The organism is Janthinobacterium sp. GW822-FHT07A03, assembly GCF_058798815.1.
The window spans coordinates 272,187-285,313 of the sequence record NZ_JBXAKW010000009.1; the positions used below are offsets into that span (position 1 = coordinate 272,187).

11 protein-coding genes are annotated in these 13,127 nt (G+C 65.0%); 1 reads left to right on the forward strand and 10 read right to left on the reverse strand.

Annotated features, from left to right (window positions below; translation table 11 throughout):
* Positions 1-15: 15 nt before the first annotated feature.
* From AC1RJW_RS24555 to ybaK, 9 genes are all read right to left on the reverse strand, one after another.
* Positions 16-924 (reverse strand): ion transporter, encoded by a 909-nt coding sequence (locus AC1RJW_RS24555; RefSeq protein ID WP_493047268.1) that lies wholly within the window; start codon positions 922-924, stop codon positions 16-18.
* Between the two features lie 81 nt (positions 925-1,005).
* The gene (locus tag AC1RJW_RS24560; protein ID WP_493047269.1) at positions 1,006-2,757 is read right to left on the reverse strand and encodes a cation:proton antiporter domain-containing protein; all 1,752 of its coding nucleotides are present in this window, start codon (positions 2,755-2,757) and stop codon (positions 1,006-1,008) included.
* Between the two features lie 108 nt (positions 2,758-2,865).
* Positions 2,866-4,110: a metal-dependent hydrolase gene (locus tag AC1RJW_RS24565; RefSeq protein ID WP_493047270.1), complete on the reverse strand. Its 1,245-nt coding sequence runs from the start codon at positions 4,108-4,110 to the stop codon at positions 2,866-2,868.
* 53 nt (positions 4,111-4,163) lie between these two features.
* On the reverse strand, positions 4,164-5,825 hold the full coding sequence (locus AC1RJW_RS24570; protein ID WP_493047271.1) for a GDYXXLXY domain-containing protein: 1,662 nt from the start codon (positions 5,823-5,825) through the stop codon (positions 4,164-4,166).
* A complete protein-coding gene (locus AC1RJW_RS24575) occupies positions 5,822-6,784 on the reverse strand; it encodes a DUF2157 domain-containing protein (RefSeq protein ID WP_493047272.1) in 963 nt (320 codons plus the stop codon). Before AC1RJW_RS24575 ends, AC1RJW_RS24570 begins: the two co-directional genes overlap by 4 nt.
* 48 nt (positions 6,785-6,832) lie before the next feature.
* Positions 6,833-7,123 carry a DUF427 domain-containing protein gene (locus tag AC1RJW_RS24580; protein WP_493047273.1) on the reverse strand — a complete coding sequence of 97 codons (291 nt, stop codon included), beginning with the start codon at positions 7,121-7,123 and terminating at the stop codon, positions 6,833-6,835.
* A 70-nt stretch (positions 7,124-7,193) separates the two neighbouring features.
* Positions 7,194-7,865 (reverse strand): DsbA family oxidoreductase, encoded by a 672-nt coding sequence (locus AC1RJW_RS24585; protein ID WP_493047274.1) that lies wholly within the window; start codon positions 7,863-7,865, stop codon positions 7,194-7,196.
* 90 nt (positions 7,866-7,955) lie between these two features.
* Entirely contained in the window at positions 7,956-8,600 is a 645-nt protein-coding gene (plsY, locus tag AC1RJW_RS24590) for a glycerol-3-phosphate 1-O-acyltransferase PlsY (protein WP_493047275.1), read from the reverse strand.
* A gap of 97 nt (positions 8,601-8,697) precedes the next feature.
* Complete coding sequence (ybaK, locus tag AC1RJW_RS24595; protein ID WP_326458013.1) at positions 8,698-9,189, reverse strand: Cys-tRNA(Pro) deacylase; 492 nt, start codon at positions 9,187-9,189, stop codon at positions 8,698-8,700.
* Positions 9,190-9,226: 37 nt separating this feature from the next.
* On the opposite strand from ybaK, the gene AC1RJW_RS24600 reads away from it, so the two are divergent.
* Positions 9,227-10,204: an endonuclease/exonuclease/phosphatase family protein gene (locus AC1RJW_RS24600; protein ID WP_493047276.1), complete on the forward strand. Its 978-nt coding sequence runs from the start codon at positions 9,227-9,229 to the stop codon at positions 10,202-10,204.
* On the opposite strand, the gene AC1RJW_RS24605 is transcribed toward AC1RJW_RS24600, so the two are convergent.
* Positions 10,201-12,735, reverse strand: coding sequence for a sensor domain-containing protein (locus tag AC1RJW_RS24605; protein WP_493047277.1), 2,535 nt, complete (start codon positions 12,733-12,735; stop codon positions 10,201-10,203). The two genes, AC1RJW_RS24600 and AC1RJW_RS24605, sit on opposite strands and share 4 nt — an antisense overlap.
* Between the last annotated feature and the right edge of the window lie 392 nt (positions 12,736-13,127).

Consider the following 13,127-nt stretch of genomic DNA (forward strand, 5'->3'; position numbering starts at 1 on the left):
TGTATGGTCTATGCGCTAATCGCGTGCCAGCGGCGGCAAATCGACCCCGCAGTTCTTGCAGAAATTGGCATCGTCATCGAGCCCTTCTTTCAGACACGTGGGACAGGTACGCGTGGTGACCAGCTTGGAACTGCGCTGTACCGTCATTTCGGCGCTGATAATGCCGGTAGGCACTGCCAGGATGCCCCAGCCGAGCAGCATCATCAGCGAAGCGATGGTGCGCCCGATGTCGGTGCGCGGCGTGATATCGCCGAAACCGACGGTGGTCATGGTGCTGATGGCCCAGTAAATCGACGTGGGGATACTGCTGAAACCGTTATCCGGCCCTTCCACGACATACATCACAGTACCCAACAGAAAGACCACCATCATGACAAAAGACAAGAAAATGAGGATCTTGCGCCGGCTGGCCAGCAAGGCCCGCCCCAGCACCGTATATTCATGCACATACGAGGTGAGCTTGAGGATACGGAACATGCGCAGCAGGCGCAAAATGCGCACGTCGATCAGCACGTGCGCGCCCGGCAGCAGCAAGCCGATATAGGTCGGCACGATGGCCAGCAAGTCGATGATGCCGAAAAAACTCTTGGCGTAGCGCACCGGATGCTGCAGGCACGACAGGCGGGCGAAATATTCGATGGTAAATAAAATGGTGAAAAACCATTCCAGCGCCGTCAGCCAGGTGCCATAGCGCTCGGCCACGGAGGCGACACTGCTGAGCACGACCACCGTCACGCTGATCAGGATGGCGGCGATCAGCAGCAGGTCGAAGGCGCGGCCCGTGCGCGTTTCCGCCTCGAAAATGACGGTGTACACCTGCTCGCGCCAGCCCCGCTCGGGCTTGCCAAATTTTTGCTGCGTTTCCTGCGCCGCCAGTTGCTGCGGCGTCAAGGGTGCCGCGCCGCTCTTCGTCGCGGCTTTCATGTGGGTAGTGTGCTCATATACTATTATTGTATAGATAATTGACAAAGCACGGCGACACGCACGTTTGCGTGAAGATTTTCCCTACGACAATTTTTTCGCCAGCAGCACGGCATTGCGCCGGTCGCGCTCCGCCTGCACGATGTCCGTCGTGCGCGCTTCCGACAGGCCTACCGTGTGCAGCACGGTAGCCGTCAGCTGCAGCGCCGATTCCAGCGCCTCGGGCACGACCAGGGTGGCGCCCGCCTGTATCAGGGCCACCGCATGCGCCTCGTCGCGGGCGCGCGCATATACGGGCAGCAGCGGATATTCGCGGCGGATCGATTTGACGGCGTGCAGCACGGACGCCGCATGGTCCATCGTCAGCACCACGGCCGCGGCCCGGTCCGCATTGACCTTTTGCAACAGTTCCGCGCGCGACGCGTCGCCGAAATACACGGGGAAACCGCGCGGATGCAGGGTCGTCACCAGCCGCGCATCATTTTCGATGGCCACATACGCGATATCCTGCTCCGTCAACACCTTGGCCAGCAACTGCCCCACCCGGCCGAAACCGGCGATGATGACGGTGCTGCCCTGCGGCGGCAGCGCGCCGTGCGCGAGGTCGGCCAGCTGATGGTGGTGGCGCTGTTCCCACCAGTTGCCGAAGGCGCGCGCCGCCTTGGCCAGCGCCGGCGTGGCGAACAGGCTCAAGCCCACCACCAGCATGACAAACTGCGCCACCTGCGGGCCGATCAGCCTGGTACCGAGCGCATACGCGACGACGATGAAGGCAAATTCGCCGCCCTGTCCCAGCAGCACGCCCGTTTCCACGGCGCGCCCCCAGTGAAAGCCGCCGATACGGAAAATCACGCTGATAACCAGCGTCTTCAGGAAAAACAGGCTCAGCACGGCCAAGGGAATCAAGACGGGCGACTTGAGGATTTCGCGCACGTCGATCTGCATGCCCACCGACATGAAGAACAGGCCCATCAGCAAACCCTTGAACGGCTCGATCGTCACTTCCACTTCGTGGCGAAATTCCGTTTCCGCCAGCAGCAAACCCGCCAGCAAGGCGCCCAGCGCCATCGACAGGCCCGCCAGATACGTCAGGCCCGCGATGCCCAGGGTGCTGAGCAGGGTCAATGCCATGAACACGTCGGGCTGGCGTTTCTTGACGAAAAACTGGAACAGGGGACGGATCACGCGGCGCCCGAGCAGATAGATCAGCAGGATGGCGCCCGCCGATTTCACGGCCGCAAAGCTGAGCAGGTAGGCCAGGTCGTCGCTGCGCCCGCTGGCAAACACGTCGATCAGGATGAACAGCGGCACCACCATCAAATCCTGGAACATCAGAATGGAAAAGCCCGCCTGGCCGGCCGGCGTCTGCAGGGAGCGCTGGTCCGTGAGCAGCTGCATCACCACGGCCGTGGACGACAGCGACAGCACCAGGCCCAGCACGATGGACGCTTCCAGCGACAGGCCGAAGTAATACGCGACGCTGCCGATCAGGCAGGCACTGACGGCCACCTGCCCCACGCCCGCGCCGAATACCCAGCGCCGCAGCGCCCACAGCCGTTCCGTCGACAATTCCAGGCCGATCATGAACATCAAGAACATCACGCCCAGCTCGGCCAGGCCGCTGACCTGCTCGGCGCGCACGAACGAGAAATACGTCAGCCACGTAAAGTCGCCCGCCCACAGGCCGAAGCCGAACGGGCCGAACAGGCAGCCGACGGCCAGGAAACCGAGGACCTGGTTGACTTTCAGGCGTTGCAATAACGGAATAAAAATCCCGGCCAGGGCGAGAAACAGCAGGGTTTCCCGCAAATACGGTAAGGCGTGTTGCTCTTCCAAGATAATCCTAACTTAATGACATCCATGCCGAATTGATAATTGTCGCATGCTGGGCCATGGCGAAGTAAGTGCACACACGATATTTTTTTCCACAGAGCAACATATCCGCTACTTGCCATCCTCTTTCGGCAACGCCAGCATGTCGGCACGGGGGCGGTCCCAGCCCGGCACGTAGGCGGGACACGGCCGGCTGCGGAATTGCTGCAGTTCCACGGTGGTAAAATTGGGCAACATGCCGGGATTGAAGCGTACGTCCGTCAATTTGTCCGCATTCAACCTGGGCATGCGGGCAAAACGGAACCAGGCGTCGACATAGCAATTGTCTTCCTGCAAGGCGCGCAAGGCGGCCAGGCTGCCGGCTGCCTGGGCGGAGACAGCGATGCCGGGCGCCAGTTGCCGGCCCTGCTTGCTGGTCTCGGCCAGGCCGGCCGGACAGGCGGCGGGCGCCAGCGCCCCGGGCAGCAGGCTCAGGGTGCCGCGCCGCAGGGTATACACGTCCGTCTTGCTGTCGAGCGAGACATAGATCCAGCACAGGGGATGGCTGGGAAACGCCGTCATCGCCACGTCCCACACGCGCGTGCCGGGGTCCAGCCGCTGTACGGCCGCCTCGATGCGGCCGCGGCCGATGGCCGACGCCACGCCCTGCGTACCGATGAACGTGGCCGCCAGCGCGAAGGCCAGCAGCAACGCTCCCCGCCCCCGCTCGCCGGCCCGCCCTTGCAGCACGGCCAGCACCACGCCCAGTCCCAGCAAGACGGCCAGCGCGCCGGGCGCCAGGTAGGTTTTATAGGTAAAGAAACACAGGGCCGCCGCCAATCCCGCCAGCAGCACGCTTTTGACGATGCCGTAGTGCAAGGACATGATCACGGGCACGCCCAGCAGCACCCAGAACATGGGTTCGACGATGAAGACCATGTCGCCGTACAGCCAGCGGCTGTTGAACGGGTAGAACGGGTGCAAGCCATAGGAATTGAGGAAATCCATGCCCATGTGCAAGCAAAATCCCATCAGCAGACAAGCCGCCAGGCCGATGCGGGCGGGCACGCTTTCCTTGAGCAGCCGCCGGGCGCCGGGCCACAGCAGCCACAGCAGGGCCAGCAAGAGCAGCGCCTGCGGCAAGGCCAGCAGCAAGGTATGCGTATGGCCGCGGTGGTGCAGCATGTAGCCGAACGGGCGCGGCAGCAGCCTGGTCAGCACCAGGTCCAGGTCGGGCGCATTGCTGGCAAACCAGGCCGAAAACAAAAACAGCGCACGCCGGGTGCGCTGGGCGGGGGGCTGCGGCTCGGGCGGCAGGCTGCGGTGTACCAGTTCGCCGACCCCGAGGCCGATGACCGAATGCGTAATATTATCCATCGGGCAATTTTACAGGATGGCCGCCCTGGCGCGCTCTTGCACGACTACTTGCGCTACAGTTTCTCCAGCTGCTCGCCGCGCATGCCCACCAGCAAGGCACGGCCATCGGGCAGGATACGGAACTCGCCATAGCGCGCCTTTTCCCAGCGCGCCGCCTCGCCTTCCTTGAAGAACCAGGCATCGCTGACCAGCACCCAGTTGCCATCCTTCGGCGTCAGCTCGAGCAGGAATTCGCCGGGAGCCAGCGCCTCTTTGGTGTACGGGCGCAGCAGTTCGGCCACGCCCCGTGCATCGCGCCTGGCCACCACGAGGGGCCGGCCCGGCGCCCGCTCCACGCTGGCCAACGTGCTCAGGACGCCCAGGTTGACGAAATTGAGGCGCATGTAATCGCCCTGCATCAGCGAACGGGGATCGACGGGTTCCAGCGCCACGAAGATGGCCTCGCCCCTGGCGATCAGCTGCTCTTTCTGCCAGATGCCGCCATTGGCGACCAGCAACACCAGCAGCAAGCCGCCCAGCACGCCCAGGCGCAAGAAGCGGCGTTCGACCGCCACGCCCGCCGGCTTGCTTTCCACCAGGTGCAGCACGGCGCCGCGCGTGGCCAGCCACGACAGGGCGCACAGCACGGCGCCAGCCACGGCCAGCAGCGCCGCCTTGCTGGCCAGCGGCCAGGCCAGCTGGTAGTAAAAACTGCCGATGATCCACGCCGCCGCCAGCGCAGCGGCCACGGCCACGCGTGTACGCCCGCTCGTCACGCAATACGCGAGGATCAGCAGCACGGGCCCCAGCGCCGGCATGAACCACGCCAGCACGATCAGCACCAGGGCCACGCCGATGGCGGGCAACTGGCGCAGCGCCGGCCAGCGCCAGCCCGTCCAGGCGGCGGCGGCCGTGGCCAGCACGAGCGAGATGCCGTTCAACGCTTGCGCATACCAGGCACCGGCCTGGTGCCGGGTCACTTCGCGCGCCACGTCGCCCGTGAAGCCACCGCCCAAGGCACCGCCCAGCATGAAGGTCATGCCGGACCAGAAGACCAGCCCCAGCAAGGTGGCCAATACCCACCCCGTCGACAGCGATTCCAGGAAGGCGGCGATGGGCGCGCCGCGGCCATCGTTGAAGGCCTGCTTCTGCAGCCAGTGCGCGGCCAGCCACAGGGCCAGGGCCAGCATCCAGGCCAGATACAGCTGCGTCGGGTCGTTCTCGAAAATCCAGTCGCGCGTGCTGTCGATGATGCCCAGCCCCAGCAAGCCGCAGGCGACCAGTCCCAGCAGCACGCGCAGCCAGTCGCGCGGCAAGGCGGCGGCTACCACCAGGGTTGCCAGGCACATCAGCAGCGATGCCGTCTGCGTGGAATAATCGCGGAACAGGGCATAGCCGAGCAACGCGCCTCCCACCAGCAGGCAGGGCACGGCCAGCTGCTCGACAAACAGCGCCACGCCGCGCGTGCGGATCAGCAGCACGGACACCAGCAGCACGATGGCGGCGACGACATACGCGCCGGGGCCGTGGCGCACCACGCTTTCCAGGCCCGCGCCCAGCGCCAGGACCAGGGGGATGGCGGCCAGCCAGGCGCCGAAGGCCGTCATCAGCACCAGCGGCCACGGCCGGACATCCTGCACGGGACGGGCGGCGCCAGGCGGCAGCAGGCCGGCGCGCGTGGCGTCGTCGATCAGGTTGGCGAGCGCATCGTCGCGCTGACTGTTGATATTGCTCATGCCGCCTCCTGGCGCGTGCGCCACAGAATACCTTGCACGGTCAGCGCCAGCAGCACGGCCGCAAACAAGCCCAGCATGGCCAGCCGGCCGACGCCATCGCCATTACCGCCATTGAGCAGCACGCGCGCCAGGCCGCCCACCAGCAAGGTGTTGACGCCCAGCGCAACGGCGCTCAGGCCGAACACGTCAAAGAACTGACGCAGGGCCAGCAGGACGCCGGCGACGGCCAGCAAACCCAGCCCGGCCCAGTACGGCGATTCGACTTCGCTGCCGAACAGGGCCGTGACGGCCGTGCCCGTGATAAGGATGGTGGCGAGGACCAGGCCCAGGCGCAAGGCCCAGACGCCGGCGCCCGTCCAGCGCGCCAGCAGGGGCGAGACAAACGCACAGGCCAGCAGCACGGCCAGCCAGCCGCTGACGAAAATGGTCAGGTCCGCCGAATCGATGCGCCAGCTGTGGTGCGCATGCGCCTGCATCCACAGGGCGGCGGCCGTCGAGAAGATCAGCATCCACGGTGTCCACAGCACGTCGCTGCGCGCCACCAGGCACAGGGGCAAGGCCAGCACGGCCCACAGGGCGAACAATTGCCACGGATCGGCGCCCGTCTGGTAGGTCTGGCCGAAATACGCGAACAGGCCGCCGATGGCCAGCAAGGCCATCAGCAGCAGCGGTACGCGCGCCTTGGGCACGGCGAAGGCGCCCACGCAGGCGGCGGCAAACACGCCTTGCAGCAGGGCAAAGCGGCCCATGCGGCCCAGGTCTTCCCAGTTGGCGGCGACCCAGCAGATCAAGCCCATGCCCAGCAGTGCGGCGCCCAGCACGGCCACGCCGCGCGGCAGCCAGTAGGCCAGGCGCGCCGGTTCGCGCTGGAAGCCGGCCACTTCCTGCAATTGCCGGGTTTGTTGGGCATCGAGCGCATGGGCCGAGGCGAGTTGGTACACGGCGAGGCGTAGATCCATCGTCTGCTTTCTTTGTCAGGGCTTTGTCAGGGAATGGGGGGCGTCAGGTCAGCGCTCGACGCTCACGCCGCGCCAGAAGGCGACATGGCCGGCAATTTGCTTGGCGGCATCCTTTGGCTGGGGGTAATACCAGGCCGCGTTGGCATTCGTCTGGCCATCGACGACGAGGTCGTAATAGCTGGCCGTGCCCTTCCACGGGCAGATGCTCGTGTGGCTGCTGGGACGCAGGTACTCCTGCGTCACCGCCGACAAAGGAAAATATACATTGTTTTCAACGACTTGCACCTGCGCATCGGTGGCTTGCGCGATGACGGCGCCATTCCAGCTGGCTGTTGGCATTTGACTATCCTCCCTCTGCGCCGAGTGTAGCCGAAAATGCCCGCCATGGCGCGCGCCATTGGCGCCCCGTTCAGGCGCCGCTGATGATCTGGCGCAAGGCTTGCTCAAACACTTCGGGCGGCTGGCCGCCGGAAATCAGGTGGCGCTCGTTGATGATGACGGCAGGCACCGAGTTGATGCCGTTCTGCTGGTAGAAGCGCTCCTGCGCGCGCACCTCGTCCGCATACGCATCGGACGCCAGCACCTCGGCCGCTTTCGCGGTATCGAGGCCCACGTCGCCCGCGACTTTCAGCAGCACCTCGTGCGACGAGGGATTCTGGCCTTGCGTGAAATACGCATCGAACAGCGCCATTTTCAATGCTTTCTGGCGCCCTTCGATCTCGGCCCAGTGCAGCAGGCGGTGCGCATCGAAGGTGTTGTAGATGCGCCCGCGCTTGTCCATGGCAAAGGTAAAGCCCAGCTGCTCGCCGCGTGCGCGGATCGCTTCGCGCGACTGCGCCATCTGTTCGGGAGTGGAACCGTATTTGCGGGCGATGTGTTCGCCGATATCCTCGCCTTCCGGCAGCATATTGGCGTTCAGCTCGAAGGGCTGGAAATGGATCTCGGCCTGGACGGTACCGTCCAGCTTGTCCAGCGCCTGCTCCAGCGATTTCAGGCCGATCACGCACCAGGGGCAGGAAACGTCGGAAACGAAATCGATACGGATAGGAGCGGGTGTGGCGGAGGTGGTGGAAACGGTCATGGTGGGCAGCCTTTGCGCGAGTCGGTGGCGGCCGCACCGCGCGGCGGCGCAAGCACTGCATATGCGTGCGGGCCGCGGGAAATCAAGCGCTTACTTTTTCTTGACGGGCGCCTTGGCCGCATCCTTCTTGCCGCCGATCTTGCTTTCCTTGCCAGAGAGCAAGTTCGCGATATTCTGGCTGTGGCGATACGCCAGCAGCACGCTCATGACAATCACGGCCAGCAAGATGGGATCGACGCCGAACAGCAAGCCATAGTAAAACGGCGCGAACAGGGCCGCCACCAGCGCTGCCAGCGAGGAATAGCGGAAGGCGTAGGCGATGATCAGCCAGGTGGCCAGGGTCGCCAGGCCCAGCCAGGGATTAATGCCCAGCAACACGCCGAGGGCCGTGGCCACGCCCTTGCCGCCGACGAAGCGGAAGAACACGGGCCACAGATGGCCGAGGAAGACGGCGATGGCCACCAGGGCCACGGCCGTGTCGCCCACGCCGAGCGCCGTGGCAAAATGGTCGGCCAGGAACACGGCCAGCCAGCCCTTGGCGCCATCGCCCAGCAGGGTCATGATGGCGGCGCCCTTGTTGCCGCTGCGCAGCACGTTGGTGGCGCCCGGATTTTTCGAGCCATAGGTGCGCGGATCGGCAATGCCGTAGACCTTGCTCATCACCACGGCAAACGATATCGAGCCGAGCAAGTAAGCGGCCACTGTCATTGCCACGGTTGTGATTACTGGATTCATTTCTTCCCTTTATTGTGTTTATTACACCAGCGTCGAGGCTGGCGCAGCAGAATATACACCAGCGCCCTGTCCTGGGACAGGGTGGCGTCTGGTTTTCTTAATCTTGCAGCGCGCACTGCACCGGCTTGGCCTTGAGCAAGTCGAGCAATACCTGCGGCGCCAGCGAGACGAGAAAACCGCGCCGCCCGCCATTGATGTAGATACGCGGCAACTCCAGGATCGATTGCTCCACATACACGGGCATGGCCTTCTTCGTGCCGAACGGCGAGGTGCCGCCGATCATGTAGCCGGAATGGCGCTGCGCCACCTCGGGCTTGCACGGCTCGACGGACTTACAGCCGATGCCGCGCGCCAGGTTCTTGGTCGACACCTTGCAATCGCCATGCATGAGCACGATCATCGGCTTGGCCGCCTCGTCCTGCATCACCAGGGTCTTGATCACCGCATGTTCCGGCACGCCCAATTCGCGCGCCGAGACGCTGGTGCCGCCGTGCTCCTCGTAAGGATACGGGTGTTCTTCGAAGGAAACTTGATGCTTGCGCAGCAGCTGCGTCGCCTGGGTTTCGGAAATATGCTCTTTTTTAGCCATGCGTGATACGCTGATCGTTCAGTGAGGAGTGCTAATTATGCAGGAAGAAATCCGCTTTGCCACATTCAATGTCTGCAACCTGGCCCCCGCCGGGGCGAAATTGTATGACAACCTGGAACCGTTGAGCCCGGCGCAATACGAGGCCAAGGCGGAATGGACGGCGCGGCAGATCGACCTGCTCGACGCCGACGTGATCGGTTTCCAGGAAATTTTCTCGCAAGCGGCCCTGCGCGACGTGCTGTCGCGCACGCGCCACTACCGCGCAGCTACCCTGGCCGGCTACGATGCGACGGATATTGCCGGACGCATGCTGCCCACGGTGGCGCTCGTATCGCGCCTGCCGCTGGCCGGCGACGGTGTTGCCTGGGCAAATTTTCCCGCCGGCGTGACCGTGCCCGCCGACAGCCAGGCCGCCGACGACAACGCCTGCCGCTTCGCCCGCGCGCCCCTGCACGTCCAGGTCATCTTGCCGGGAGGACAACTCACGGATGTGGTCGTCGTGCATTTGAAATCGCGCCGGCCCGACTACCGCCATGGCGACGGCAACGATGCCGCCGCCTACGCGCTGGCCAACCTGCGCTCGCTGCAGCGGCGCGGCGCGGAAGCCGTGGCCCTGCGCGTGCTGGCAAGCGAGCTGGGCCACACTGGCCGTCCCCGCATCGTGCTGGGCGACTTCAACGACATCGCCAATGCCGTCACCACGTCCATCGTCATGGGCGCCGGCGCGCCGTGCGAACCGGGCATGGAAATGCGCGCGCGCCTGTACGACGCCAACGCCATCCAGCAGCGCCAGGACGCCCTGCGCCACGTGGGCTACACGAATATCCACGACAGCGCCTACATGACGATCGACCACATCCTCGTGTCCGAGCATTTCCACCCAGCCTCGCCGCGCGCCATCGGCGTGCTGCAGGAAGTGACTTATCTCAACGATCATTTGCTGCTGGGCCTGCCGCATGCGTCCGACCATGGCCAGGTGCTGGCACGCATCAAGCTGCTGGGAAACATTCACTAATTCAATAACTGCGCCAGAACACTGCCCGCGACTTGCGCGCTGGCAAAGCGCCCCTGGTATTGCTGGCAGCCCTGCCCCCGCAGATACGCCAGCTGCTGCGCCGTTTCCACGCCTTCGGCGATCACCGTCAATTGCAGTTCGCGCGCCATGGCGATGATGGTGGCGGCGATGGCCGTGTCGGACTCGCCTGCCGCGCCATCGGCCGCGGCAGGCAGGAACGACGGGTCGATCTTGAGTTGGTCCACCGGATAATGGCGCAGATTGGCCAGGCGCGAATAGCCGGTGCCGAAATCGTCGATGGCCAGCCTGGCGCCCAGCGCGCGCAGCTGCGCCAGCACGCCGGCCAGGCGCGCGCCGCCCTTCATCAGCAAGGACTCCGTCACTTCCAGTTCCAGGCAGGCGGCGGGCAAGCCCGACACGGCCAGCGCCTCTTGCACGCTGAGCAATAAGTTGTTGTGCAGACATTGCGCCGGCGACAGATTCACGGCCACCCTCCAGGCATGGCCCGCATCGTGCCAGGTGCGCGCGCGGCGGCAGGCTTGCTGCAGCACCCAGTTGCCAATCGACACCATCAAGCCGCACTCCTCGGCCACGGCAATGAAGCGCTCGGGCGGCAGCAGGCCCAGTTGCGGGTGGCGCCAGCGCAACAGTGCTTCGGCACCAATGATTTTCCCGCTAGCAACATCGAGCGCGGGCTGGAACTCGAGCACGAACTCGTCGCGCCCCAGCGCTTCGCGCAAGCCCTGCTCCAGGCTGGCCCGCTCGACGATTTGCGCATTCATCTCGGCATTGAAAAACTGAAAATTGTTACGCCCGCTTTCCTTGGCGTGGTACATGGCGATGTCGGCGTTATGCACGAGGGTATCGATGCTGTCGCCATCGCTGGGAAAGATCGCCACGCCGATCGAAGTCGACACATGCAACTCATACTCGCCCAGCTGATAGGGTTGCGTGACGGCATGCAGCAGGCTGGCTGCCACGTGGGCCACCTGGTCGATGCCGCCCACCTCGGCCAGGATGATGACAAACTCGTCGCCGCCATGCCGGCTGACCGTATCGACGCCGCGCACGCAGCGCACCAGGCGCCGCGCCACTTCCTTGAGCAGCAAGTCGCCCACGTGGTGGCCCATGCTGTCGTTGATGTGCTTGAAATGGTCGAGGTCCAGGTACAGGATGGCCAGCATGCTCAGCTTGCGCCGCGCGGCTGCCAGGGCCAGCGACAGCCGGTCCAGCAGCAGCACGCGGTTCGGCAAGTCGGTGAGGAAATCGTGCTCGGCCAGGTGGCGCGTGTGCTCCTCGTTTTTCTTGCGCTCGCTGATATCGCTGAGGATGGCCAGGTAATTGCTCAATTGCCCCTGCGGGTCGCGGATGGCCGTCAGCGACAGCCAGGCCGGATAGCGCCCGCCCGCCTTGCGCTGGCCGACGATGTCGCCTTGCCAATAACCGTTGGCATCGACTTCATCCCACACGTGGTCGAAAAACGCGGGCGCGTCCGGCTCGACGCCGTGCGGGACGAAGGGCTTGCCCAGCATGTCGTCCAGGCTGTAGCCGCTGATCTCGCTGTACGCGGGATTCATGCTGACGACGCGCTGCTGCGGGTCCATCACGACGATGGCTTCGCGCGCATGCTCGACCACCTGTGCCGACAGGTACAGGGCCCGCTCGGCCAGTTTGCGTGAGGAAATATCACGGATCACGGCGTAAAACAGATAGGTATGGTCGAGCGTGACGGACGTGAGCAGCACTTCGCCCCAGAACAGCTGGCCCGCGCATGTCTGATAACGCCAGTCGTAGCGGCAATTGCCGTCGGCGTGGGCCTGCGCCGCCAGCTGCGTGCCGCGCAACGAGGACAATTCGCCATCGGGCTGGCGCAGGGGCGAAAAGTCGCTGAGGCGGCGCCCCAGCAGGCGTGTCCGGTCTTCGCATTGAAACAGGGCAATGGCGGCCGGATTCGCCTCGGCGATGTGCTCGTCGCGCAGCAGCACGATGGCGTCGGCCGACTTGTCGTACAACTGGCGGAAATTGTCTCCCATCAACAACAAGGCGCCCTGCGCCGCACCATCCTGGCCGCTGGCCGTGATGTCGACATCGATGCACACCACTTGCCGCACACGTCCGGACTGCATGACCGGAAACACGGTGGAACAGATACAGCGCGGCGCGGCCCCGTCGGCATCGAGCTTCCACAGGCGCATGCCGCGCGCCTTGCCGCTTTCCCACACGGCCGCCAGTTCGCCGGCAACCTCCTCGCCCAAGGTGGCGGCACCGGGCAGCGAGCCAGCCACCCTGGCCCACGGCTGGCCCAGCGCCAGCTCGGCCGCCACGCCATACAGGCGCGCCGCCCCCGCGCTCCAGTAGCGCACGATGCCGTCGCGGTCGATGCCGCGCACGGCCAGGCCGGGCGCCTGTTCGACGGCGGCAACGATGATGGACAGCAAGTCCAGCGCCTTGCCGGCCGGCCCCGCCTGCGGTTCGGCAGGGGCCAGCAAACGGCCCGGCGACGGGGCGGCTCCGACAATCCGATCAGACATCAGGCCCCCCGTGGCGCGGCCGCGCGGCAACCGGCGGGCAAATGGCCTGTCCGGTGGCGCAACCATCCCGACCATTCTTGCGCGCCGGCGAATCGGCTTCTTGAGGAGGCGCAAGCATCGTGACGTGGACGGCATGCATGCCGGCCGTGGTCTTTGGTCGCCGTTTTTTGCATTCCAGCCCCGATTTTGTGCAATCTGTCGCACGACGATGGCGGCCGGACTTGAATCTTCCTAAAGTGGCAACATGCGCATCGCCGTGAACGGCCGCAGCGGCAGGCGTGTTGTCTGCGGCCGCCACGGTGATGCGCTACCCGAATTCCCCCGGCCCGCCGCAGGCCGGCCGCACCGAGACCTGGCGCCGAACCCCTGCGCCGCTCCTGACTAAAAAACCT